The sequence below is a fragment of the Micromonospora coriariae genome (assembly GCF_900091455.1).
GTDB classification, from domain to species: Bacteria; Actinomycetota; Actinomycetes; order Mycobacteriales; family Micromonosporaceae; genus Micromonospora; species Micromonospora coriariae.
The window spans coordinates 5394844-5420937 of sequence record NZ_LT607412.1 but is presented as its reverse complement, the minus strand read 5'-3'; the positions used below and the strand labels follow the sequence as shown (position 1 = coordinate 5420937).

The window sequence follows — 26094 nt, the reverse complement described above, 5'->3', positions numbered from 1 at the left end:
CAGGAGCGGCAATCAGGCTAGCTGTCGCTGCACGAGCCGCCCGGTCAGGAACGGGCTGGGCGTGCCGTGCCAGAACACCGCAAGCTCGTCGCGCGAGCGGGTGGCGGCGACGAAGAGCAGCGACCGGTCGCGCTGACGTTCACGCTGGTAGCGCTTCGGGTCGGTGTCGCGGTACCTGCTGATCATTTGCCGAGGCACCAGGCCGTCACTGACCCCAGCGATGATCATGCGTTGGTACTCGAGGCCCTTGAACCGGTGCATCGTGCCGATGTGCACGCCGTCGGGGCGCTTCGGGCCATCCGGGCCGATCTCCACCACCGCCAAGCCGTCCGACTCCAGCCGGCTGATGACGTCCGCAGCGAGGTCCTTCGTCGGTACGCAGATGGCGATCGAGCCATCTGTCGCGTTGCCCCAGTCGCGCAACTGCTCGACGATCAGGTCCCGCTCCTGCGCCCACGTCCCGGCACCTCGGAAAACCGGTCGGCCGCCGCGCAGCAACGACCGGTAGCCAGCCAGGTTCTCCTCACCGCCGTCGAGGTCGTCGTACACCTCCCCGGTCATGATCTGCAGGGCGTCGGCGAGGATCTGCCGTGTCGTGCGGTAGCTCAGGGTGAGCCGGGACGACCGACCGCGAATGTTGACGCCGAGGCTGCTCAACGTGACGTGGTTGTCGTAGATGCGCTGGTGGGTGTCGCCGGTGAGGAACATGTCGTCCGGGCCCGGCGCGACCATGGCCCGCAGCATCTTCCAGTGGGCGGCGCTGAGGTCCTGCGCCTCGTCGACCACCACGTGGCGGTAGCGCGGCCGGTAGAACCCGCCGGACGACTCGCCGGCCACGCCGGTGTTCTGGGCCGTGCGGTCCATCTCAATGCGGGCAGCCCGTTGTGCCACCTGGCGCCAGGTCCAGACGCCGCGGTTCTCCAGCCACGTGGTGAAGCGCTCGGTCAGTTGCCAGATCTGGTCCCGCTCGATCCGCGAGAGACTGCGGCCGCGGTTGGGGCGGCGGGCCTTGAAGTAGTCCGTCCGCGAGTTGAGCACCTGACCGAGGATCACCTGGGTCCACTCAGCGGCAAGGAACTCAGCCTCCCAGGCAGTCTCGCCGGTCTCGATGAGGAACTCGTCCCACAGCTCAAGGACTCGATTGTCGTCCACCACCCGGCGGCTGCCACCTGCCTTGGCTTCTGCCACCACCCTGCTGGCCAACCGGTCGATGTTGACAATGTCGACGCGCGACACCAGCTCCTGCCCGCCCAACGCCATGAGCCGGGTCCGCAGGTCGGCCGCCAGATTCCGGTTGAAGGTGGTGAGCAGGATCGGCTTGTCCGCTCCGTCTGGCAACTGCCGGGCGAGGTGCGCCACGCGGTGCAGGGCGACGATCGTCTTGCCGGTGCCCGGGCCACCACCGACCCGTGCCGGGCCGTTGTAGCGGCGCTCGACCAGCTTGCGCTGAGTGGGGTGCAGGAAGATCTGCCACCGCTCGAAGGCTTCACCGAGCATCGCCTGCAACGCCTCGTCGTCGGAGGTCACCTGCGTGGCGGGCCGTTCCACTGCCGCCTCGAAGTCCTCGGGGTCGACCGGCTCGTCGGCGCGGACCGGGTCCGTGACCTGTTGCAGCACGTCGTCGTAAGGGGTGCCGTCGAAGAGCGCGAAGAGCACGTCGGTGGTGAGCTGCGGCGCCCTGTCCAGCAGTTCCAGCAGCTCGGCCTCGGCTGTCAGTTCCCGGATCTGTGGTAGCAGCGGCTCGGATACGCCGAGATCCAGCAGCTGGGAGTCGGTGTACGTGTCGAAGAGCGGTTTCTGCGCGGGCTCCGGTTCCATATCCGGCGGCACCACCCGACCGATGATGCTGTCACCAACGGGCGCCATGTCGATGACCTCGATGCCGCCGGTGATCCGGTTGATGCGGTACGCGTACCGGGTGAGGTCGTCGTACACCTCACCGCGGTGCTTGACCGCGACGAGCAGATAGTCGCGCTCGGCGATGTGCAGCAACAACGCGCGATAGTCCTTGTTGACCCGGGCGGACATCAGCCGGGAGTCGCTGTTGAGCGCCTTCAGGTTGAGCCCCGGGTTCTCCGGGTTGTGCCGGAACTTGTGCATGAACTCGTAGACCGCTCCGATGTCGGCGCGGGTGAGCTTCATGACCTCCTTGTCGGCGCGGTCCAGCATCCGCAGGGTTGTTGCTCCGGTGCTCATCGACGTTCTCCCCCGCTCGTTGCCTTGATCTCTGCGGCCAACTCGTCAACCGACCACTCCCGAGCGGTACGGGCATGCCAGCCCGCTTCCGCGTATGCCCGGTCGCGGTCTTCCGTCTCCGGGTCGTCGGACGGACCGGTGAGCACGATCGCGATCCGCCGGTCGGGCCAGGCCAGCTCAGCTTGCCAGCCCTGGTCGCCCAGCTCGTAGCCGACGACCGGTGCGGGCAGGTCCTGCCGCGCGAGTTGCTGGACCAGCTGATCCAGGGTGTTCTCGGCCGGGTCGAGGTAGCGCAGGACGTCCCGCCACGGCGACTCCGTGTCGAGTGCCTCGGGCTCGGCGGCGGCCGGCTGCGCCGAGACGCCAAGCCACGTTGCCGTCTCCTCGTCAAGCGGCAACGCGCGTTGAGCGAGCACGAGCCCGGTGCCCTCGGTGACCGCCATCGAGGCCGGCTCGAACGCATCAAGTGTGGACACGGCGAGCTGACCCGCATCGCCGCCACCATTGCCAAGGAACTGGATGACGTTGCCCCAGGCAAGCCACGCGGCCCAGCGGTCCTTGTGGCCCTCATCTGCGACTGCGGCAGGCAGATCGTCGATGACGGCGAGAGCTGACATCGTCGGCATCGGCTTGCTGCGCGCGTCGAGGACGATCGTCACTGGACAGCCTGCGTTGTCCTGAGATCGGGCGACCATGATGTGCCGCGCGGTCGACGGGGGCAGAGGTTTTCCACGCAGAGCGGCGGTCAACCTTTCCGCGACGCCTACGGAGTCGGTGGTGCTGTTGTCCCGGGCCTGCTTGAGCATGCCCCACAGAGCGGCCTCCGCCCGCCGCTGCCAACGGTCGAGATCAGGATCGGCGAGGTAGCGCATGAGCTGTTCGATCGGATTGACCCAGATCGTCTCCTCAAGCTCTGCGGGATCCGCGCCAGGAAGCAGGCCACGGAACTTCTCCCTGGCGGTCTGCTTGCTCAGTCCGCCGTACGGCATCCACCGCCCCTCCGCGCTCCCCCAGGTCTTGACGTCGTCCCAGGTGGCGGCGAAGACCAGGTAGCCGTGGGCGCGCAGTCGGGCCCGCTTCTCGGCGTCATCGGCGAGCCGGTTGTACTGGGATGAGGCGTGGTACTTGAACCCGTCCAGATAAACCGCCACCTCCGGTGAGGGGGCGTCGAGGCGCTTGAAGTGAACGTCGGGCCGGGTGCCTCGAACGGTGTTCTGCAGTTTCATCTGCCAGTGGGTGACGCTCTGGCCGTTGTCCCGGACGAACCGCAGGTCGGCGACGCGGGCACCGTCATGATCGGTGCGCCGGTCGATCCGCAGGCCTGAGTTGGGCGTCTCGCCAAGCGCCAGCAGCTTGGTGAGGAAGCGCATCTCCAGCTCGCTCTCCACCTGGTGGATCAGCGAGATCTCGTCCGTGCGGGTGCCCTCCTGGACGTCCCAGGTGTCGAGGAGCTTGTCCAGCATGCCCAACGCCTCGTCGCGGCTCATCAGGGCGAAGTGCTCGTTACGCGCGTGACGCAGGAGACAGCGGTGACACACCGCTTTGCCTTCGTTTCGACAGACGCAGTCGGCGATCCGCTGCCGCGCGAGTTCCAGAACGGCGCGGAACTCCTCCGGTTTGGCGAGGCGGTGCAGATAGCCGGTGCCCTGCGGCTGAGTGTCGTAGACGACCACGAAGTTGCGGGTTCCGTCACTCTGCCCGTCCGGCATGGTGGCCGACACGGCTTGAAGGTGAGCCGGGTCGCCCCCGTACTGCGCGGCGATGCCGAGGCGGATAGCGGCGGCGAACGACGCGATGCGCTCCTGCACCACGGCCGTCGCGGCCGGGATCAAGATGCGCAACGCCTCGGTTTCCAGCTCGTGGGCGAGGATCAGATCGACGTGGGCGTCCGCAGCGGCAGGCGAGCGCCGGTAGGGGCACCAGGGCCGGTGGTGCTCGGCGCCCTTCACGACGGTCGACCCGGAGGCCTCGGCAGCGAGTTGTTGGCTCACCGCGGGGGCACCGTCAACCGTTGTCCCGCCGCAGGAGGTGCAGGTGTGGAACCGGTTGATCCGCACCTCCTCGCCAGCGAAAAGTTCAGCCGCCCGGTCGTAGCGCTGGGCGCCGAGGTTGAAGTGCCGGATCATCGCGTGCCGGCTGTAGTCGACACCAAACGTGTCATGAGCGTGCCGCCAGGACGAATCGACCTTGGCCGGATCCACGTCGACGGCGATGGTGGTGGCGTAGAACCGACGGTCCCGATCGTCGCTGTCGTCGCGGATGCGGGCGTCGTCGCGCTTGTCGCGGCTGAGCACCCGGGTCGGTTGGAGGACCTGGAACAGTCGCCCGTGATCGGCGATGCCCGGGTCGGCGCATCGCGGGCAGGCGCTGGTGTCCTCCTTGGCGAGGTGGGTGCGGACGTAACCGCACTGCGCGCAGATCCGCCACTGCTCGTACGCCGGCCGGTCCGCCGGACCGACGTCCAGCCCGGAGATCTCGTGTTTGTAGCCCCGCACGTAGTAGCTGTTGCCGGGTGCGATCTCGACCAATGCCTGCCGGGCGGGGCGCGCGTACTCCCGGAGTTCGCTGTGGAACCGACGGTCGCCGTCGGTTTTGTCCTCCCAGGTCAGGGTGGCTTCCAGGTCGGTCCGGCTGTCGATGAGCGCATAGTTGGGCAGCAGACCGAACTCGACCAGGGTGCCGTGGGCGGCAGCCGCGCTGACCTCTCGCAGGCGGCGGCGGACCGCGCCCTCCTCGGCCTTCAACATCTTGATCTCGCGGGCGTGGTCCGGGTCGCTGGGCACCAACGTGCCCCGGGCGGTGGCAAGCTCCTGCATCCGTCGACGCAGGTCGGCCAACCGGAGTTCCCAGACCTCGTCGGCTTCCTTGACCCGCTGGACGATGCCGTCCACCGCGAACTCCCGCAGCTGGTCGGCGGCGGCCCGCAGAACCTTGTCGCCGAAGAGGGCCAGGAAGTCCTCCACCAGCCGACCGCCGTCGCGACGCGCGGCCTCGGCGAGGCCCGTCAGCCAACCCGTCGGGCCGAACAGTACGTGCGCCCGCCGTGGCATCGGCAGCACTCCGACCAGACGGCCGCGGGCGGCCAGGTCGATCAGGTGGGCGAGGTACTGGCGGCGCAGGATCTCCACGGCGGAGAGGAAACAGCCGGGCGGGACGATCTGGCCGGCGATCATGTCGCGGGGATCGGTGAGGTAGTAGCGATCCCGCTCGGATCGCCCGACCAAAGTCAGCACGAGCGCGTTGCCGCTCTTGCGGCCGGCGCGGCCCGCCCGCTGAACGTAGTTGGCCGGGCCGTGCGGGAGCGAGGCGAGCACCACGGCGGAGAGGGCGCCGATGTCGATGCCCATCTCCAGTGTCGGCGTGCAGGAGAGCACATTGGGGTCGGTGTAGCGCTCGCCGTCGCGGAACTGCTTCTCCACCGTCTCCCGCTGGGCACGGGTGAGCATGCCGGTGTGTTCGCCGGTGACCACCCGGAACACCGGGCTGTCCAGGTAGAGCCGCCGGTAGTAGTCGTCGGGAGCGGTGTCGTCGTGGACGGCCTGGAGCTGACCGCGGCAGCGGTACTGCCGGCACGGCTGGCCAATCCAGTCGGCCACCCGGTCGGGGCGCTCGGTCTGCTGCCAGTGGCAGGTGTCGCAGCCGACCCCGGCAGACACTGCGGAGGCGTCGTCGAGTCGGGTCACCCGCAGGTGGCCGGGCATCAGCCCGTATACCTTGTTGCCGTCCTCGGTGTCGCCAACGGCGACCACGCCTTCTGCGGCGAGGGCTGGCAGCAGCTGGCTGAGGAAGCCGGCGGCGTCACCGGAGTCGAGGCCAAGGCAGCGCGACGTCCAGTCCTGATACCAGTTGCCGCGCGCGGTGATCACGTCGAACTCCGAGCGGGACTTCGGCGTCGCGAGCAGGAACGCGGGCGCTGACAACCCCTTCGGGAACGCGGGCATACCGGCGGGACGGCCGCCCCAGATCTGCCACCGGGTGCCGCCGCGCTTCAGGTACGGCACCAGCCACTCGTGGAACACCGCACCCCGGGTCCGCAGCCGTTCCAGCAGACCGCGGAGGAAGGCGAGGTAGCGGGCGTCGTCCGGCGCCATTCCGGCCAGGTGACCGGGGCCGGTGAGGTGGACGTCCCGGCAGATCGCGGCGGCTCGCGCCGGATCGTCGAGGGCAACCTCAACGGCGACGCTGCGGGTCAATTCCAGGGTGCGGCCCTGCCGGGAGCGCAGCCCGGTCTCCATCACGGTGGCGAAGACGAGCCGCTCACTGATCAGCTCCCACGTCTCCCGGCTGCCGCTGTGCTCACCAGCGAGCAGGCTGTCGACACCGGGCTGATCGTGTAGGTCTGGCGGCACCACGGTGGAGAGGATCTCCGGCTTCGCCGCCTCCTCGATCATCCTGACGAAGAGGTCGTCGAGCCCGATCGACTCCCCGGCTCTCAAACGGCCGGCGAGGAGCGAGCGCAGCGAGAACGAGTAGGACCGGTTCGCGACGAAACCGGCCCGGTGCGCGGCATCCTGCACCGAGTCGTTGAAGAGCAGCGTCTTCTTCTCGGCCTCGTCAAGCTCGCCACCGGTGAAGAGCTGCGTGATCGCCACCGAGGCGAGGGTGGCCAGGCCGGCGCCGAGGAAGCGGATGCCGTGGTCCAGCTCGCAGGACGGGCAGCGGTCCTTCTCGGCGCCGTCGATGTCGAGCACGTCGCCGAGCACGACGATCGCGTCGTCGGTGGGCTCCCGGTCGCGCTGCTCGTCGAAGGGGCGCACCCGACGGCCGTACTCCAGGACCAGCAGGCCACGGGAGCGCTGGCGTACCTCATCCTCGGTGGCGGCGATCAGCGCGCGGATCCGACGCTTGTCCCGACCGACGCTGGCCCGGTAGATCTTGTCCGGGTCGGTCTCCAGCTCCTGCGGGTCCTTCTCTGGCGACAACGCCATCCAGCCGGAGCGGCCGCAGTGCCGGCAGTAGATGGCCGGTAACCGTGGGTAGCGGTTGTCGGCCACGACCACGTCGGCGTCGGTGGCATACGGGTCCAGCTCGCGCGGCGCTTCGCCGTACCAGCCGAAGGCGGCCTGGTGGGAGGTGCCGCGCAGCAGTCGGGAGACGGCGCGTACCCACAGGTGGGTTTCGATGTTCAAGAGCGGACGGCCGGGAGCCTCCGGGTTCTGCGCGACGGAGAGCAGGCCGACGAACCGGGCAAGAGCCTTCGCCGTGATCTCGGGCGGGGTCTTCATCACGCTGCCCCAGCCGGTGGCGTTCTTCCGAGGCAGCACGTCGATGATCTCGTCGAGGGTGCACGGCCGCGCCTGGAGCGAGTCGAGCACCGCCTTCGTCAACGGATGCTGACGGAGCAGGTCACCGAGGCGTGCCGGGTCATTGAGGCAGCGCTCGCCGAGGACCAGCTCGGCGACCTCGGCCATCATCTCCTCGGGGTCGCGGTCGTCCACCGCGGCGAGCTGTTCCGGGGTGGGTAGCGGCAGGTTGAAGTCCTGGCTGGCAATGAACTCGCCGGCCTCGTACCGGTCCTCCCCCACCAGCGAGCCGGCATCGAAGACGACGCCGAAGACCTGCTCGGCGACCTCACGGATCGCGGTACGACCATCCCGGCCGCCGCCCTCACCGAGCGTCGCGGAGGTCGCCACCGGGCAGATCGGCCCCAACGGCCGGTCCGGCTCGTCGAGATCGAGCGCGGCGGCGAGACGGCGCAGCAGCATCGCCACGTCGGTGCCCTGCGCGCCGTCGTAGGTGTGGAACTCGTCCAGCACCACGTACGCCGGCTCGGCGCCCTCCCACAGCGGCAGGTCGTCGGCACGCTGGAGCAACAGGTCCAACATCTTGTAGTTGGTGATCAGGATGTCCGGCGGGGTGCGGCGCATCTCCGACCGCTTGGTGAACACGTGCGCGTACTCGATTGCCGCCACGTCGCCGATGTAGAGACCAGCCGTGACCTGGCTGAGCGCCGGGTCGGAGAGCAACTCGTTGATCCGCTGCGTCTGGTCCGTCGCGAGGGCGTTCATCGGGTAGAGCAGGATCGCCTTGACGCCAGCCCTGCCCTGCTGCTTCTGCCGCCGGCAGTGGTCGAGCACCGGGATCAGGAACGATTCCGTCTTACCCGAGCCGGTGCCGGTGGTGATCAGGGTCGGCTCGGCCGCCCTGCCCTTCGTCGACAACCGGGCGAATGCGTTCGCCTGGTGCAGGTAAGGGGCGAAGCCAGCCGGCGCCCAATCCAGGTGCGCCCGCCAGTCGCCCTCCGCCGGGCGGAACGGAGTGCGAATCCGCAGGTACGGGCCGCGGAAAATGCCCTGCTCCGGGTGGGAGAGAAAACCCTCCAAACCCTGACGTACGCCGTCCTCGGTCAAGCCGAAGGTGGTGGTCAGGTATTGGGTGAGGGTCCGACGCAGGGTGTCGGCGGCGAGGGTAGGCCTCATGAGCGGGTCACCGCCGCATGCTACTGCACCCCTTACCGGCTTGAGCTGCCTAACAGCCTGGAGCACATGTGCGTCAGATTCGCGACACCCGCGCCCTCGATCATCACCTACGCTGCGACGACTTGAGGCCGAGGGATTGGCGACTCCTCCGTGACGGACCCGAATACCGGCGACGAGCACATCTGCCGTCACTGTGGCGTCATCTGCGCCCAGCACGGGGATCGGTGGATCCATCCTGAGCCTTGGCGCAGTCTGAGGGTCCGGCGGATTTGTGACTGCCCAGAGCCGTTGCGACCGGCGACACCGCAGGAAGCGAAGCGTGGCGGTATGCAGCTCGTCCGGCGCGACCGATGGATACGAGAGGCCAGCTACGGCGGCTCGCGGTGCCCGACGACAGCCCGGTCGAAGTCGCCATTGTCGGCTGCTATCAGCCGCAGAAGAGTGAACACGAGCATCCTCGCGGCTGGGGCTACGTCGCAGACGAACGGCCACTACGGTTTCGGGGCGACCACCAGTCAGCGGCGCTTCGACGGCGACGGTGAGTTGGCGGTGACCGATTACCCGGCCGTCGCTGAAATGGTCAACGCATGGCGTGAGGGGGACCTTACTGCGGCCCCACCCGGCTATGACCGCTCTGATCGAGCCTCCGGCCGCAAAGCGAAGTTGATGTTCCTGGCGCCCCGCGTTCAAGAACATGCCGACCGGGTGGCAGTACACCTGGTGAATGGCTTCGAGGAAACCGTGCTGGGCCGCGCCGCCAACGAGCTTTCCCTCCTCGGGTGGAAGTGGTGTGCCCGCGAACTCACCAAGATCTCGGCGAGCGAACGAGCCCTCACGTTCGCAAGTAGCGCCCTTGACGTGGAGCCAATCTTGGTGTCGTACGCAGACACCTCGGAGGATCCCGAGGACCACGACTCCCGTCACGCCACCCCTGACTCACCCACCCCTAACGATGAAAGCGACAACATGTCGAACGACTCGTACCGGCAAAGCCGTCGAGAGCTTCTTATCAACGGGCGTCGCGTCCGGATCTCGGACCTGCTCGACGCGGGGCTACTCAGTTCGGGCGCCGAGCTGACCTTTCAACAACGGATTGGCGAGACCCCGTACCGGGCAACCGTGACATCCCGCGGACAGCTTCGCCTTCCTGACGGCCGTGAATTCGCCACTCCCTCCCGCGCCGCTGCTGAGGAGTCAGGTCTCGTCGCGGTGCCCGGATGGGCGGTGTGGCGGGTCCAGCCAAGCGGGCAGACGCTACACCAACTGCGGGTGCAGCTACTCAAGGATGTCGCTGAGGAGGTCGGGGCGGATCACGCGCGTCCGCACGAGGAGGCGGAGGCGGTACGGCGCCGTTTCACGCTGCTCGAGGAGGCACGGACGGACGCCGAAGCGGGTCAGCCACGCACATTGACCGTCCGCGAGTTCATTAAGCACTGGGGCATTGAGGACCGCGACCGCACCGCGAGTGTGCAGATCGACGCCGACCTGGCCAACCACGGGCTGACCACCGTTCCCGACTTCCGCACCGTCAGCTTGGACAAGACGATCCGGATCATGGTGCCCGAGGGCGACCAACCCACGGTCGCGGTCGAGCCCGGCGTCGACAACAGCGAGCCGCCATCCTCCGCCAGTGACGAGGAGAGCGTTGACGTCGGGTTGACGCTGGGCAACCTCCTTCCCGACGATATGTCACTGACCTGGGTATCCCCGACGGCCTCTTTCGAGGAGGCGATCACCGCAATGCAGGTCGACGACTTCTCCCAGATCGCGGTGCTCGCCAACCCGTACACGCTGCACGGTGCGGTGAGCTGGGAGTCGATCGCGGCCGCCAAGCACCGCGACGGGCATGCCACCTTCAGTGACGCGATCGATCGGCGCGCGGCTGCCCGGGTCTTCGACTACGACGTACGGTTGCTCGACGTGCTGGGAACACTCCAGCAGGACGGATTCATATTCGTTCGAGACGACCAACGCAAAATCACCGGAATCCTCACCGCCGCAGACGTGGTGCGCAAGTACGACGACACGGCGACTCCGTTCTTCCTCATCGGTGAGATTGATCAGGAGTTGCGACAGCTCCTGCAGAACACTTTCGACGAGGAGGCCGTCAAACAGGCGTGCCTGTCGGCGGGATTGTCATTCAAATCGTTCGACGCGATGTCCGTCGGGCAGTACCAGGCGGTGCTTGACAATCCGGACTGCTGGACGCAGTTGGGGTGGCCGCTCGACCGGCAGGTCTTCATCAAGCGTCTCGACCGGCTGCGCCGGGTCCGCAACAACGTCATGCACTTCAACCCCGACCCGGTCAAGCCGACCGACGTGGCCAAGCTGCGGAACTTCCTCGACCTGATTCGCCGGTATCGCGGGTGACGACTCACACCTTCCGGCACGACGGCCGGACCTACTCGGTCAATGCCGAGGCGGTCCGGGTCGCGCTGGCAGACCTGGTCCGCGAGGACCTGCACGAGCACTGGGTCGAGATCGACGGGGCCCGCTGGCCGGTGAAGCAGGTGTTCGGCGCCGTCACGGGTCTGCACCGAAGCGCCTTCACCTCACATACTGCCCTGCGGCACCTTCAAGCGTTGAAACTTCCGACCAGCCTTCGCACGAAGGGCGATGTCCATGCCCGGACGAACCTGTCGTCGGTCTCGTCCGAGGTCCGACCAGGCCTCGCAGCGGCCTTCGCGACGTTACTCGCCTTTCTCGGCTCCGCCGACCTGACCGGCCGAATCTCCGACCTGGAAGCGCGACTCAACGGAGTCGACCGTCGAGCGGTGTCCTCGCTCGCCGAGGAGGCCGGCATGGGCTCAGAACTGCTGCGCGCCGCGCTCCTGGTACGCCAGCACGCCGGCCGTCTCAGCGACGTGATCCACGCTGCGGCGATCACCCTGGTGTTGCCAAAGATTTTAGAGGACGGCGAACGGGTCGTCCGCCGGCCGTCGCTGGCGGCCGGCAATGACCTGAGCCGGCCTTATGATCTGGAAACCGATAGGCGGATCGCCGAGTTCAAAGTATCGGTATGGAAGGGCGCGGACGCCATGCGCAAGCGCGGCGTCTTCGCCGACTTGGTCCACCTGGCACTCGATACGTCAGGCCGCCGACCGCAGCTGTACGTCGCCGGACCGCCGGCAATCCACTTCCTGAGAGGCGCGAGGGGCACGGCGGAGTGGGGACTCAACAGGTCGTCGCCCAGACTGCGGCAGGGCTTCGAGGAACGGTTCGGGCCGCTGGACGTTCCAATCCGCGACTTCACCGCCGGCCCCGCCGGTCGCGTCGAATTGATCGATCTGACCGTCCTATTGCCCGAAGTGGCCGCAGCCATCATCTGACAGCCAGCAAGGGCTGTTTGCCCTGTCGTCGATGGCAGGCGTGATCCCAAGTGGTCCTGCTGATCCCGTTCCCCGGCGCCCAAGCCGTCCGCATGCCAGCGGGCCGTCGCACGGGTCCCGAAACCGACTCATCGAACAGCAGCTGTGAAGGGCCGCTTAAATGAGTCATCGCAGCTAGTCGGTCACCAGTCGCGGGCCCAGTCCGGTGGCGGTACGACAGCGAGCTGCGGCTCTCCGCTGATCGGTTCGAGAGCGTGCACGACCCGCAGGTCCCCGTCCGCCGCAGCATCCTCGTCAGTGATGACCCTACCGCTGCTGCCGTCGGTGCTGACCAGCAGCCACCGGTCGGGGTGGATGCTGCCATCGTTGACCAGGGCCCGCACTCCGAAGGTCCGGGCCAGGGTGGCCGCCAACTCTCGCTCCCCCTGACCGGTGGCATCGGCTAGCTCCGTGTCACCGGTCAGGACCCAGCCGAATCCCTCGTCCTCGTCTGGAGGATTGAGCATGGCGACCGGCCGAGGATCATCGACCGCCCGATCCTCGATTCGCCCGACATAGACCGCGTCCGGTGAGATGCCGTAGTCCTCGGCCAGGAATCGGCGTAGCGCCTCGGTGGTCAGTTCCTTTTCGAAGTGGATCTGATAGCGCAACGGTTACCCCCGGACGGCCTCCAACGCGCGACGTGTCTCGGTCAGCGGATCCTCCACCGAGGACAGCTCGCGTTCGGCCGGCACAACACGAGAAGATATCAGCTCAGTACGGTGCGTCAGTGCCCCGCGGGACGGTCGCCGAGATGGATGCCACCGTAGATGTCTCTGCCAAGCCTCCGGGGGAGACAGTCGCGATCTTCCATGTTTTACTGCCTTGCGTGACCACTGAGTTCACGACGGGCCTCTTCGGCTTACTGGGCGCGCTCGTTGGCGGCGGTGCCACGTTCGCCGTCGGTTACCTCAGCACCCACACCCAACGTGCTCAAGCCGAAAAGGCTCGCGGCAATGAGCTCGCGGACGCCGAGCGGGCCCGGATCAGCCAGCTCGCTGACGCGCGTAGCGGGGCCTACGTCGTGCTTTTGACCCGAGTGGACAGCTTCCTTGATCAAGCCCGAGAGCTCAGCGACCTACTGAACCTGCATCCCGAGGGTGAGCAGCCAACAGACCAGCACCGGCAGTACACGGCCGAATGGAACCAACTCGTCGCCGCCAACGCCGTCGTCCAGGTAGCCGGACCTGATTCACTGGCGCAGCGCGCTCAGGCTCTGCTCGACGCGGTCGGCTCGCTCTCAGAAATCATCGACAAGCGGTACCGCGGCCATCGTTGGCCGCCTGGGCTTGAGGCCGGCTGGGACCGTGCGCGCAAGGAGCGGCTGGAATTCCTACAGGCTGCCCGCCAGACGTACGTCGAGGGCTTCGTGATGGCTCCGCCCGCCACGGTCCACCCAAGCTAGCCGCCCCCACCCGGGTGCGCCAATCAAGGCCTTCCGGCGCTCCCATACATGCCTCGCTCGGCCACCAAGGGTGAGGCCGGGAATTGCGCCAGAGCGGCCCAGTCCTCCATCGCGGCGAGGAGGATCTTCTTAACCTGAGCCTTCGTTTCCTCAAGAGCAAGATCAATAAAGCACTGGCATCTCCTGATGTCATCACCGTTGAACAGACACAACAGCACTCCGGCCACCTGCAGCCCCCGCGCTGTAGCCACCATCTTGGCGTCGGGGGGCAGTGGGATGTTCGACGCGAGTTGACGGGCGAAGGACTGCACGACCCTGTCACCGCCAAGGAGCCTGGCCAGCCAGGCCCCTATGGCTCCTACCAGATCGTGCAGCATCTGCTTGCCGGCCAGCACTGCGCCCGCCGTCTGCGCCAACAGCTTGCACCTCCTGCGGCGGCGCCGCCTGAAGAGCCTTTTCCAGGTCTCCTCGGCCACGTATTCCGTCACGCGGTCGGACACAACATCAGCCCACCCGTCGGTGAGAACCCCGACGCAGAATTCGGCAGCGCTCTCGACACGCTCTTGTCGGCGGCGTTCCTGGGCTTCCCCACCCCGTCCACTCCCCGCGCGTGAAGCGCTCCTGCCAGCGCCCCGCCTACCTGGGCTGGTCGATGCCCGTGACCGTCGTCTTGTCGATCTCTGCTTTGGATGTCGCGGCCCCGCCTCCGGCATTCCCACGTGTCGGCCGCACCGTGCGCCTGGCACGCCCACCGGGTTCTTGCAGAGAGTGTTGTCCTTGCACCGGGCACGGCATCGAGGCATGCCGCCATCCTCATCCATCTCGGAATGGATAACTGTCGATATTTTTACATCGGCGAGCGGCTGCCCAAGCCTGCCCCAGCGAGGCGCTGGTCGTGCTGCGACCCGACACGCTGGCCACAACCATCAAACGGTACGAATGGCAGCCCGCAACGCCCAACTGGGACGCGCCGCTGAGCGCCGAACTGCGCCCGTTCCTGCGGACTGGCGGCACCTGACAGGTCAGCGGGCAGTTCGCCGAGGACGTACAGACGTCGCAGTACAACGGCAACGTCTGTCGACGCCGGCGGCGGCACGGTCTTCCTGAGGGTCATCGACAGTTGAGCCGACAGACATCACCCTCGGCAGGCACCAGCCTGCTGCGGCGGAAGCTCGCTACGCCGCTGATCGGGCTCAGCCTGCTGATGGCCGTCCCGGCGGTGTTCGGAACCGTGACCTGGTGGTCGTTCAACGGGGTCGGATGCCGGGTGTTGAGCATCGTCATCTGCCTCGTCCTCACCGCGCAACTGGCGGTGGCGGTCTCCATCGGTGTCCGCCCAAGCAGGGACATGCCCTGGGTGAGGGCGGACTGGTCATCTTTGGCATCATGCTCAGCTACGGCCTGGCCCTGTTCGCCACGAACTCTGAACCTCGCTCCACACCATTCCACCCCCGGACAGTGCGCCGATTAGCCAGGCGTGGGAATTGCGCGTTCATGGCTACTATCGGGAGTGTCTTGTATGGTCAGACGCGTGATCGCATTGCGCTACAACACCCAATCGGATTGATTCTTGGGGAACGTTCGTGCGTTTCACCGATGGCGACCGGATGTAACAAGATGCAACGTGGAGAGGGCGGGAGCCGATGGCCGACGACATGGGATCGACAGTGCCGCGACGGCAGCTCGGGCGGGCGCTGCGCGAGCTACGCACAGAGGCGCGGATGACGCTGGACGGCGCGGCCGAGGCGATGCAGTGCAGCCGGCAGAAGATGTGGCGCATCGAGACCGGCATCGGCCCGGTCCGCGCCCTCGACGTCAAGGCCATGTGCGAGCTGTACGGGGCGACGCCCGACCTAGTCGGCGCGCTCACCGCCCTGGCCGCCGAGACCAAGGCCAAGGGCTGGTGGCACTCGTACGGTGACGCCGTCCCCGACTGGTTCGAGCTGTACGTCGGTCTGGAATCCGCCGCATCGAGGCTCCGGGGGTATGACGAGTCGCTGATCCCCGGCCTCTTGCAGACAGAGGCGTATGCCAGGGGTGTCTTTCAGAACCGCGCCGACATGAGCGAAGACGAATTGGACCAGCTCATTAGCATCCGGCTTCAGCGGCAGGGCCTCCTACGACGACGGTTGCCGAAGGCACCTCAGCTCAGCTCGGTGCTCGCCGAGGCGTTGCTAATCAAGCAGATCGGCAGCCGGGCGGTGATGGCCGAGCAGCTCCGACATCTGAACGACCTCGCAGGCCTACCGAACATCTCCATCCGGATCCTGCCGCTATCTGTTGGGGCGCACTACGGCGCGCTCGCCGGCACCTTCATGATGCTCGACTTCCCACTGACAAACCGAGTCGTCCCGGAGCCATCCGTCGTCTACAGCGAGTCGCTGACCGGTGCCCTGTACCTCGACCGGCCCGAGGAGATCGCCGCTTACGAGAAGGTGTGGGCGAGCCTTACGTCTCTGGCTCTCGATGAGCAACAATCGAAGCAACTGATCAACAAGATCGTTGGAGAGGTCCATCATGGCTGAACTGGCCGGCGCCCTGTGGCGCAAGAGCACCCGCAGTGGCGACAACGGCGGTGCGTGTGTGGAGGTCGCGGACAACCTGCCCGGCCTTGTCGCCGTACGTGACAGCAAGGACCCAGCGGGACCGGCCCTCACCTTCTCCCCCGCCGCCTGGGCCAGCTTCGTCCGGGTCACTAAGAGGTCCTAACAAAGTCGGACGACATGCCGGTACGTGATGATGCAGGTGGCGAGGGTGAGGAAGGCTTCGTGGATGTCGTCGCGGCGTTCCCAGCGGATGCGTAGGCGCTTCATGCCGTGGTACCAGGCGATCGTGCGCTCGACGACCCATCTGATGGTGCCCAGTCGGGAGCCGTGGGGCTGGCCGCGGCGGGCGATCCGTGGGCGGATGCCCTTGCCGCGTACTGCCTTGCGGTACTTGTCGTGGTCGTACGCGCGGTCGGCGAACAACGCGTCGGGGCGCTGGCGTGGGCGGCCGCGCCGACCGCGTACCGGTGGGATCTTGTCGATCAGCGGGAGCAGTTGGGTGACATCGTGGCGGTTGCCGCCGGTCAGCGACACGGCCAGGGGGATGCCGGCGCCCTCGGTCAGGACGTGGTGCTTCGAGCCTGGGCGGGCGCGGTCGACCGGGCTCGGGCCGCTTTTGGGCCACGTCTGGCCGCCCGCACGTGCGAGGAGTCGATGACCGCGCGGGACCAGTCCAACTTCCCGGCGGCCTGCAGCTCGGCCAGCAGCAGCTCGTGCAGTCGCTGCCACACCCCGGCCCGGTTCCACTCCTGCAAGCGCCGCCAGCAGGTCATCCCGGATCCGAACCCCAGTTCCTGGGGCAGGAACTCCCACTGGATGCCGGTGTGCAGCACGAACAGGATCCCGCACAGGACCTTGCGGTCCGGGATCCGCTTACGCCCTGGATACCGCGGGTTGCGCTCAGGCTTGGGCAGCAACGGCTCGATGCGCTGCCACAGCCCGTCCGGCACGACCCACGGAGGCTGCTCACCACGCCTCACGGCCGAACACCGTAGATCACCATCTACAAGGGACGGAAGACTCTAGATCATTTTGTTAGGACCTCTAAGTCTGTGCGCTGAGCCGCACATCAGACGGGAGCGCAGCCGGCGGACGCGCCGGACGCGCTCCCGACACGCGGCAGACAAGAGGCCGTTTCTCCGCTCACGGGCTGGGCCACATCCTCGAATAACGACCACCGATTCCGCCACGCCTCCACGCTCACCGGGTAGATCGCCGTCCTTCCGCTGATCGTCACGAAGGTCTGCGGACTGTGTAGGCTCCCCGAAAGGCCATGCAACAGGGCCTCAGCCACCGCTAGGCGCCGTCCAGCCTGGTGCTTCTGGTGATTACTCGGGGCCATCTGCTCTCCTTTGGGGCGGAAGAGGGGTAGTGGGCTACGACGGCTGCCAGCCCGCGTCGATCGCATCCTGAAGCCGCTTACTGAACACGGCATGCGCCTGCCGATACTCGTTCTCCCGATCCGCCTTGTAGAACGGCGCGGCGTACCCATCCGGTGCCGAGTTCCGCTCGACATCGTCGAAGTAAATCAGAAACTGTTCGAAATGCTCCTTGGTCTGACCATGGCCGTAAGTATTAAAGTTTCCCGCCAGCTTTCTGCCGCTGCGATCGAACCAGGTATCGGATTCGTAATTCGCCAGCACTCCATACCTGGACCGGTAGGAGGCCAACAGTCCTTCAATATCGATGGACAACCAGACCGCAACAAGAGCATCGATCTCCACTAAGGCAGACCGGCGCCCTCTCTCCGATCGCAAAGGGGTATGCATCGTCCAATCAGGCTTAACTCCGTCAAGAAGATCGTCAAGGCCAGGCCAATTGACCGCCCACGAGCTGGCACGCGAAGCGATCGGAAAAAGTTCCCCCCAAAGCTCCGCATAGGCGCTCGTAATGCAGTTCAAGCGGAGTGCCCGAATGAGGAGGTCGGGCGCCAAGGGATGAGCCGGATCAGCGTAAGGCATTTTGCGCGCGTCGGCTTCGCGGAGATCTCTCCGACCGGTGATTCTGAGCAGATAATCGAGAGGCAGGGCCGCCCAGAAACCGGCATTAAGAGCGGTCACGACATTCCTATAAGATGCAAGGCTTTGCACCGAGTCGACGTGCGTCGGACCCGGCGGGAGTATGGCAGCGAAAAGGCTTCTCTCGCCATTATCGGCTATTTGCCTCCGCCATGCCATCCGATAGTAATCCGAGTAGGGTCGACCAGCCCAAGCATCTTGACTTGCACGGAAACGCTCGGAATCGCACGCGCGAACGTACTTCGTCGCAGGCACGGCGTCGGCCGAAAGGGAGTCAATGTCGGTAGCTCTGTCAGCATTTCCCATATTCGGCGGTTGCTTAGCAATCGGCGTGGCAACTCCGAAATGCGGGCCTTGTACGATAACCTCGGCCCAGCGCCCAGGGTTAGACAGCTCTTCGCGAAAAATCCCAGCCGTCCGAGCAGACTTCTGATGGAATCCACCACTCGTCCATAAATCGACGTCGCGGAGACGAACCTCAACCCGGCTTAGGGCATCCATTGCCCTCTGCTCACCGGAGGATATTGGGTAAAGCAAGGGCACGGCCTCAGGCTGCGCTTCCCCCAAGCCCAGCAAGGCCCTCCACTCAAAAAGTCTTGCCTCGTCAACGACTAGCAAACGACTGCGATGCGGGCGGCAATCCCATTTGCCCAGGAACTTCACGCCCGGAAGATTCCCATTTCCATCGTGTCCAAATGAGCCGATCAGCGGCGTCACGCCGTAGAGTTGACTCGCATGAACAAAGGATATCACCCCTGGCGCTCCGTAGATATTCATGGAAAATTGAAGTGTGCGACTAACAGGGGCGGCGAACGCCCAGTTCCCACCGTTCACAAAACTGGCATGTAACCGGAGATGCCGATAAGCCGCTTCACGAAGGGATCCTTCTCGCCCGCCCTCCAAGTGACTGTCGGGGTGCAGCAATCCGGATACTCCGCGAAGGTTAGAGTGGCGCCAAATCTGACACATGAAAGCTCGATACAAATCAGGCTGAGTTCCCGCCAGCAATGGAAATGCTCCTCGCGAACCCAAGTACGAGAGAACTCCAATATGACTAGCATGCTCCTGATGAATAAAGCGGCGACCATCAGACGAGGAAATTACCGCGGAACGTCGTCTATTCCAATCCACCTCGTTGCCGACGAGCTTAAACCAAGGGTCGCGCTCGGCGAGTACGGATTCCCTGTCCCAAACAGGCCGGACCCAGGGAGGATTTCCGACCTGAAGGTCAAAGCCTCCCTTAGCGAAGGCTTGAGCGTAGCTCAACTCCCAATGGAAGAAGCCCTGCTGACGGGCAATCTGATCAGCCACAAGAAGCCATGGGAACCGATCGGAAAGGGTCCATGGCGAGTCTACGCCGATAACACCGTCGAGCTTCCGCTCGAAATCGCTCATCTCACTCAAACTCGTGAGCGTCCGGCCGTAAAAGCGCTCGGTGGTCTCGTCCAGGTCGCTCCGGCCGATGAGCGCCTCGGCGAAGGTAAGCCAGTCGTCTAGGTTGGACAGCGGCACCTGCTGGCGGAGCTGTTCGGCCACCGTCATCCGCCGAGTACCGCCACTCGGCTTGGTCGGCAGCTTCATCTGCTGCGGCTGCACGTTGCCGAAGATGTCCGCGGTCTCGTACACGGCCGGCTCCTCGTACGCCGGCTCGTCCTTGATATGCGAGACCTGGACGGGCGTGGCTGGGTAGGCCGGATCCGAGCCATCCAGCAGCCCGACCTTATCCAGCGGCCAGAACCACAGCGCGCACCAGACGTCCATCAGCGTCTTGAGCCGCCAGTACGGCGTGCCAGGCGCGGTCAGGTCGGCAAGAATCTCCTCCCGAGGCACGGCTTCCGTGACCGGCGGCAGGTCGTCAGCACCCCACACCGCAATGTCGCGGCGGATCTCCCGCTCGGAGATGTCGAGCCGCTGCTGCACCAGCCCCCACAGGAACTCGACCCGCCGAGCGAGGGCCTGCAAGCGCTGGACCTGGGAGTTCTTCCCCTTGGCGGACGGCGTCCGCCTCATCGCCGTACGCCACGCTTTTAGTCTGGCGGTCTCGGCCGGCGCCAGCTCTCGGGCCTCCTTCTCCCCCGCGACCGCGCCCCACCCGTCGGCGGGGAGCAGGAAGTGGTGGATGGTGCCGTCGTCGATTGGCCCGTCCCGGAAGGGCTGTTCCTTCGGCGCGGTGGTGAGCCACGACTTGTCGGCGAGTTGCTTCGGGCCGTAGGTCTTGCGGCCGGCGCCGATGAGGGAGTTGCCGCGTTGCAGGTGCAGGCCGAACCAGGGGGCCTGGAGGCCGGCGTGCATGACGTTGAGCCAGAGCGACACCTCGGCCAGCTCGACGGCGGTGCGGTTGAGGTCGACGCCGTAGCTGTTGTGCAGGGCGATGTACGCCTTCACCCGTTGGAGTTCGAGGTGGTAGTCCTCCGGGTCGAGGGTGACGTCCAGTTCCTTCTGGCGGCGGCGCAGGTATTCGGCGGCGACCTGGTTGATCGCCTCGTTGAGGAACGCGCCAGAGCCGAGCGCCGGTTCGCAGATCGTCCAGTCCAGCAGCTCACGGGCCGGGGTGATCGTGTCGTCCTGGTCGAGCCGGTACTTGAGGGCGAGTTGGACGGTGACCTCGGTGAGCGACTGCGGGGTGTAGTAGGAGGCGCTGGTCTGCCGGTCGCGGCCGGCGAGCCGGTAGACGAACTGGCCGGGCTGGTAGCTGACCCGGCTGCGGACTCCGGTGTACGCGTCCTCCTTATAGACGAAGACACCATCGTCGTACTCGTCGACCTTGGAGGCCGGGATCATCCACGAGCCGTCCTTCGGGTCGCCGTTCTTGGCGACCTCGTAGAGCTGCTCGGTGGCGACGAACCCGGTGTACGACATCAGGCCCTCGTAGACCGCGCCGAGCTGGTTGATGCCGAGCTGGGCGTACGAGATGAAGCCGCCGCGGCGCTTCTTGCCGCCCTTGGTGAGCATCAGTCGGCGCAGCACCTCGTAGAGGACCTTGTTGCGCAGCCGCGTGTCGATCTTCGGGGCGTCCTCGTCGTCGGGGTCGCTGCCCGGCTCGGCGATGAGCCGGCCGATGAGCTTGGTCTTCTCCGGCAGGAACAGGTCCGAGCGCATCGGCTCGAAGCGCAGCCCCTCCCCCTCGCTGGCCTTGTCCTCGACGTCAGCGCCGCCGCGCGGCCGGTGTCCCTCGTTGACCATGCGGAAGAGCAGGTCGAGTGACTCGTACAGGTGGGTGCCGTCCTCGGCGGAGGGGGCGAGGCGGCGGGAGACGAGGTCGCCGAGGCGGGCGAGGCTGTAGCCCTCGACGTACTGGGGGTCGTTGACCGGCAGCACACCCAGTTCGGGGCGGGCCTCGGCGTAGAGCAGGAACAGGATGCGGTAGAGGTAGCGCAGCGACTCCCGGCCCAACTCCTTGGCCAGCTCGTCGAGGTCCATCACCTGCTGCGGGTGGTAGCCGGCCCGCCGGATCTGGTCGAGGACCTCATTGGCGATGAGTTCGACGGAGACCTTCAGACCTTCGCGGAGTTCGCTGGAGACACCGACGGCGTGTTGGCGGGAGCCGGCGACCAGGTCGGCGAGGGGTTCGGTGCCGCCCTCAGCGGGTGGGCGCAGCGAGTCGGCGCCGAAGAGCGCGGCGACGACCTCGAGTTCCTTGTCGTCGTTGCGGGCGTACGCGGTGTCGAGGCTGACGGCCAGGTAGCGGCCCTCGCCCCAGACGGTGCGGTCGGCGAGGGTGATCACGCCGCCGCTGAGGATCAGCACGTAGCGGGGCTTCGGGCTGTCGGCGGCGAAGAGCAGGGAGGCGAGCTTGGCGCCCGTCTCGATGGTCTCGGTGCTCAACAGGGTGAGCGGGTCGAGCAGGCGGCCGGCGTCGTCCGGGTCCTGTGCTGCCTCGGTGTCGACCGCCCAACCGCAGTCCAGCGCGACGATGCCGTGCGCGGTGGTCAGCTCGGCGTGGGCGACGCTGACCTCGTACTCCTGGGAGTTGCGCTCGACGGTGATGGTCTGCGGCTGCGGGTCGAAGCCGAGCGCCCGCAGCACGTCCTGGTGCTGCTTGCGCAGTCGCTCCGGGTCGAAGAAGTCGACGTCGGTCAGCTCGGTCTTGGCGTCGAAGTAGGTCCGGCGCATGCCGCGCAGCCCGGCGCGTGGCGTGATCCGGCCGGACTTCTCGTCCTCGGCCCACTGCTTGAGCAGGCCGCCCTTGAGGGTGGTGGGCAGGATCTCGGCGAGGTAGTGCGCGGAGAGGTACTCGCCACGGTTGGTCAGCGACTCAAAGCTCATGCGGCACTCTCCTGCGGCGGTACGAGGACGGCGAGCACCCGCAGCAGCGGGTCGCCAGCGGTTTCCAAGCGGTCGAGCAGGTCGTGCTGCTCCTGGACGGTGGCATCGACGCGTTGGCGGCGCTTCTCCCGATGCGCGGCGGGCAGCTCATCGAGGATGCTGGCCTGCTGGAAGGTCCTCAGCTGCTCCCGGTGCTTCCGCAGCGGCTCGGCGTTCGCCTCGGCCCACTCGTCGCGCTTGCCCTCCAGGTACTGCCGGGCCACTTGGACGGCCTCCGGCAGCAGCTCCTTCAGTGGGTCGATGGCGATGGCCTCCGCGCGGTTGACCATCGTCGGGCCGACGTTGGCCTCTCGCAGCACCTCGTCCATGGCCCGGATGGTTGGCGACTCGGGGAGGTCGGAGACGGCCATCCACTGGACCACGGTGGGTTGGCCGAGGCGGTTGGCGTAGACGCCCTGGATCAGGAACGTCGGCGCGGTCACGTCGGCGGTGAGCACTGGGGCCTGCTGGCGGCCCAGCCGGATCAGGACCTTGTCGACCAGCCAGTCGACCATCGGGTGCACGTCGCTGAGGAAGGCGATGTCCGGCCACATCGGGGTCTTGCTCTGCCGGGCCTGGTCGAGTTTGCGCTGGGCGAGCGGACGGTCGAAGGTGACCTTGAGTCGCAGGTCCTCGCCCTCCCGGTGTGCCCGCAGGTAGGTGCGGGGCAGGTCGGTGAGCCGGTGCACCAGGTCGTCGGGGGCGAGGAAGGTCAGCAACTCGTCCTCGCGGCGTAGGTCGATGTGGTCCTCGGGGCGGTCCTCGTAGATCTCGTACAGGGCGGCGTCGACGAAATCCTGGGTGGAGTCGAAGAGTTTGGGCACCTGAGCGCGCGGGATATCCGCTGTGACCGGTGCGGTGCCGACCTCCCCGAAGAGGCCAGCCATCACGTCGACCTCGGCGTGGGCGGCCTCGTACGACTCGTCCACCGACTTGCCGGCGAGCAGGTCGCGGACCAGCCGGTCCTCCTCAGCTTTCGCGTCGAACTGACCGGTCACGGCCTCGACGCTGCCGAGGCTGCGGTGCGCGGTCTCCTCACGGTTGAGGAGCTTCTCGGCGACCGTCCGGTCGTCCTTCGCGTCGTCGCGGTCCGAGGTGAGGATCAGCGCGCGGAACTGCGGCTGGTGCTTCTGCCCGTACCGGTCGATGCGGCCGTTGCGCTGCTCGATGCGGATCAGGCTCCACGGGATGTCGTAGTGGATCAGGTGGTGGCACTGCTGGTGCAGGTTCACACCCTCGGAGGCGACGTCGCCGGTGAAGAGCAACCGGACGTCACTGCCGGCCAGCTCGAACTCCTGCAGGATCGTCTGCTCGTCCTTGTCGGCCACCCCGCCGTGCAGCACCCGGATCGCGTTCGGCTTGAGGCCGAGCAGCCCGGGGACCACCTCGGCGAGCCACTTGATGGTCGGCACCCGCTCGGAGAAGACCACGGCCCGGGTGCTGCTGTTCTTGCCGACGCCGATCTTCCTCAGCTCGTCGACCAGGCCCTTGAGCTTGCTGGAGTCGCTGTCGGTCATAGCGGAGGTCAGCTCCGCGAGCCGGTCCAGAGCCGCCCGCTCGGTGCCGGTGGCCTTCTTGCGCCGGTTGGTCACCGTCTCGTGCAACGCACGGTGCGAGGACAGAAACGACTTCAACAAGGTGTACGGGAACAGCCTGTGCTGCCCGGTGATTGGCTCATCGGTCCACTTGCCGGCCAGCCACACATCGGTCAGTTCGTCGAAGATCTGCTCCTCGATGGGCGTCGCTGTGCAGTGCAAGGCCTCGGACGGGCCGCGGTCGGCCCAGCGGTCGCCGATCTGGTCGCGTACCTCTGGGCTGATCTTCGTGCGGCGCAGGTAGAGGTGCGCGATGTCGCTGGCCTGGTAGTCCTTCTCGTTAGCGATCGCCGCCGGGTCGAGCAGCGAGATCAGCTGCGCGAACGACTCCTTGTCGCCGTTGTGCGGGGTGGCGCTGGCCAACAGCAGCGCGTCGGTCTTCGCGGCCAGGCGCCGGGCCAGCTCGTTGCGCTGGGTGCCCTTGTTGATGAGATTGTGCGACTCGTCGATGACGACCGCGTCCCAGGTGGTGGCGTCGAGGTGATGGCCGAACTGGCCGGCGTCCTTGAGGGTGTCGACCGAGATGATGGCCCGTTTGAAGTAGGTGAACGGGTTACGCCCTGCGGGGATCTCCTGCTGGATGCGCTGGATGCCGGTCGAGTCGAGCCGGACCAGCGGGATCGCGAACCGGGTCCAGAGCTCCCGCTGGAACTGTTCGAGGACCTGCTGGGGAGAGACCACCAGGATGCGCTCCCCTCGGCCCCGGCGGATCAGCTCGGCGAGGATCAGCCCGATCTCCAGGGTCTTGCCCAGGCCGACGACATCGGCGAGCAGGATCCGCGGCCGCAACCCGGACAGGGCCAGCTCGACGGGACGCTGCTGGTAGGTCAGCGGGTCGAGCAGGAAGCGGTCGGCGAGGGCCAACCCGCGCTCCGTACGCGGCAGCGGAGTACGCCGCAGCACGGCCTCCAGGAAGAGGCGGCTCTGCCGGAACCGCGACGAGGTGTCCTGGATGAGGTCCGTCTCCTCGGGTACCAGGGGCGTGATGTCCTCAAGCTTGGTGAAGAAGGTCGCCTCGACGTCCTGCACGAACTCGGAGACGCCGACCGCCTTCACCATCGTGCCGTCCGCGGTGCCGGTCTTGACGCTGCGGATCAGCCACTCCTCGTCGCGGACGACGATGCGGGAGCCCGGGGCGAAGGTCGCGGCCTGGGTGGTGGTCATCGGTGGTGCCTTCCTACAGGGTCGAGCGGCGGGCGTACTGGCGGCGCATCTTGTCGACGAGCCACGTCACATCGGCTGGCGCGTTGGGCCGCTTGGCGTCGACTTTCGTGGGTGTCGTCTTCGGCACCGGTACGGTGTCCGCCTCGATGACCGGCGTGCCCTCCGGGTCCTGTCGCGGATCATCCAGGTCCGGAGGGACCAGCAGCTCCGTGGCACCGTCGTAGGTGAGGTCGGCGACTTCCTGGCGCAGGACGTGGACGCTTTTGCCGCCGGCGGAAGTGGCGACCGCGAGCAACCGGGCGCGAACGTCGGTCAGACCGGGTCGCGCCGTGGGATCAAAGGCGAGCATCGCGCCGAGCAACTGCACCAGCTCCGCCGGCACCCCGGACAGGTCAGGAAGGTCGCTCGGCTCGCTGATGCGCAGCAGCAGATTCCAGGAGTTCGTCGGCGGGTAGAGCCCACGCCCGGTCAGGGCGAAGACCAGCGTCGCGGCGAGGGCATAGACGTCGACCGCCGGCGTAAGGTCCCGCTCACCCTTGACCTGCTCAGGCGACATGTAGGCGGGAGTGCCGACCAGGGCGCCCGGCTCGGTCAGGTAGTCGTCCCGCTCGATCAGCACCGCCAGGCCGAAATCGATCAGCTTGGGACCGTCGGGGCCGAGGATGATGTTCTGCGGCTTGAGGTCGCGGTGCAGCAGCTTGACCTGGTGCACCTTGGCGAGGCCTTCGGCGAGCATCGCGCCCGCCATCGCCGCCAGTGGCAGCGGAAGCGGCCCCCGGGCGTCGACGTGCTGGCGCAACGTGGCCCCGGGAACGTACTCCACCGCCAGCCAGGCCGGGTTCGCGTACGGGTCGGCACCCTCCAAGCGGGCTACCCGGGAGCCGAAGACCAGCTTGAGGCTGTCGACCTCGGCGGCGAACCGCTCGCGCACCGTCGGCGCCTCGATCAGGTGCTGCTTGATCACCTTGACGGCCACCCGCTCAGCTGTCGGCGACACCGCGAAGAACACGTCGCCCATACCACCTGAGCCCAGCGGCCGGACCAACTCGTAGCCGCCGATTCTGCCCAGCGTCATTCG

At 66.8% G+C, this 26094-nt stretch carries 14 protein-coding genes; 6 read left to right on the top strand and 8 right to left on the bottom strand.

Annotation, left to right across the window (positions count from 1 at the left end):
• Positions 1-12: 12 nt before the first annotated feature.
• Together GA0070607_RS25130 and GA0070607_RS25125 are read right to left on the bottom strand one after the other, a co-directional pair.
• Positions 13-2196 (bottom strand): UvrD-helicase domain-containing protein, encoded by a 2184-nt coding sequence (locus GA0070607_RS25130; protein ID WP_089020378.1) that lies wholly within the window; start codon positions 2194-2196, stop codon positions 13-15.
• Positions 2193-8615: a DEAD/DEAH box helicase gene (locus GA0070607_RS25125; RefSeq protein WP_089020377.1), complete on the bottom strand. Its 6423-nt coding sequence runs from the start codon at positions 8613-8615 to the stop codon at positions 2193-2195. Before GA0070607_RS25125 ends, GA0070607_RS25130 begins: the two co-directional genes overlap by 4 nt.
• 441 nt (positions 8616-9056) lie before the next feature.
• On the opposite strand from GA0070607_RS25125, the gene GA0070607_RS25120 reads away from it, so the two are divergent.
• Together GA0070607_RS25120 and GA0070607_RS25115 are read left to right on the top strand one after the other, a co-directional pair.
• Entirely contained in the window at positions 9057-10985 is a 1929-nt protein-coding gene (locus GA0070607_RS25120; RefSeq protein WP_089020376.1) for a restriction system modified-DNA reader domain-containing protein, read from the top strand.
• Entirely contained in the window at positions 10982-11944 is a 963-nt protein-coding gene (locus GA0070607_RS25115) for a hypothetical protein (protein ID WP_089020375.1), read from the top strand. Before GA0070607_RS25120 ends, GA0070607_RS25115 begins: the two co-directional genes overlap by 4 nt.
• A gap of 182 nt (positions 11945-12126) precedes the next feature.
• Here the strand turns inward: GA0070607_RS25115 and GA0070607_RS25110 are convergent, their stop codons facing one another.
• Complete coding sequence (locus GA0070607_RS25110) at positions 12127-12594, bottom strand: hypothetical protein (protein ID WP_089020374.1); 468 nt, start codon at positions 12592-12594, stop codon at positions 12127-12129.
• Positions 12595-12812: 218 nt separating this feature from the next.
• Here GA0070607_RS25110 and GA0070607_RS25105 point away from each other — a divergent pair, with 218 nt between their 5' ends.
• Positions 12813-13388 carry a hypothetical protein gene (locus GA0070607_RS25105; protein WP_157743255.1) on the top strand — a complete coding sequence of 192 codons (576 nt, stop codon included), beginning with the start codon at positions 12813-12815 and terminating at the stop codon, positions 13386-13388.
• Positions 13389-13411: 23 nt separating this feature from the next.
• On the opposite strand, the gene GA0070607_RS25100 is transcribed toward GA0070607_RS25105, so the two are convergent.
• The gene (locus tag GA0070607_RS25100) at positions 13412-13888 is read right to left on the bottom strand and encodes a hypothetical protein (RefSeq protein WP_089020372.1); all 477 of its coding nucleotides are present in this window, start codon (positions 13886-13888) and stop codon (positions 13412-13414) included.
• Between the two features lie 395 nt (positions 13889-14283).
• Between GA0070607_RS25100 and GA0070607_RS33880 the strand changes: the two genes are divergently transcribed.
• The 3 genes from GA0070607_RS33880 to GA0070607_RS25085 all read left to right on the top strand — a co-directional run bounded on the left by GA0070607_RS33880 (position 14284) and on the right by GA0070607_RS25085 (position 16097).
• Positions 14284-14406 (top strand): hypothetical protein, encoded by a 123-nt coding sequence (locus GA0070607_RS33880; protein ID WP_269458399.1) that lies wholly within the window; start codon positions 14284-14286, stop codon positions 14404-14406.
• Positions 14407-15031: 625 nt separating this feature from the next.
• Positions 15032-15913 carry a helix-turn-helix domain-containing protein gene (locus GA0070607_RS25090; RefSeq protein WP_089020370.1) on the top strand — a complete coding sequence of 294 codons (882 nt, stop codon included), beginning with the start codon at positions 15032-15034 and terminating at the stop codon, positions 15911-15913.
• Positions 15906-16097, top strand: coding sequence for a DUF397 domain-containing protein (locus tag GA0070607_RS25085; RefSeq protein ID WP_089020369.1), 192 nt, complete (start codon positions 15906-15908; stop codon positions 16095-16097). The genes GA0070607_RS25090 and GA0070607_RS25085 overlap by 8 nt, the downstream gene beginning before the upstream one ends.
• Here the strand turns inward: GA0070607_RS25085 and GA0070607_RS25080 are convergent.
• The 4 genes from GA0070607_RS25080 to GA0070607_RS25065 all read right to left on the bottom strand — a co-directional run bounded on the left by GA0070607_RS25080 (position 16094) and on the right by GA0070607_RS25065 (position 26091).
• A protein-coding gene (locus GA0070607_RS25080; protein WP_157743254.1) for an IS5 family transposase occupies positions 16094-16914 on the bottom strand; the annotation gives its coding sequence in 2 pieces (ribosomal slippage) (positions 16094-16554 and positions 16554-16914; 822 coding nt in all). The two genes, GA0070607_RS25085 and GA0070607_RS25080, sit on opposite strands and share 4 nt — an antisense overlap.
• Positions 16915-17310: 396 nt before the next feature.
• Complete coding sequence (locus GA0070607_RS25075; RefSeq protein ID WP_089020368.1) at positions 17311-22218, bottom strand: restriction endonuclease; 4908 nt, start codon at positions 22216-22218, stop codon at positions 17311-17313.
• On the bottom strand, positions 22215-25016 hold the full coding sequence (locus GA0070607_RS25070; RefSeq protein ID WP_089020367.1) for a helicase-related protein: 2802 nt from the start codon (positions 25014-25016) through the stop codon (positions 22215-22217). Before GA0070607_RS25070 ends, GA0070607_RS25075 begins: the two co-directional genes overlap by 4 nt.
• Positions 25017-25029: 13 nt before the next feature.
• Complete coding sequence (locus GA0070607_RS25065; protein WP_089020366.1) at positions 25030-26091, bottom strand: serine/threonine-protein kinase; 1062 nt, start codon at positions 26089-26091, stop codon at positions 25030-25032.
• Positions 26092-26094 lie beyond the last annotated feature (3 nt).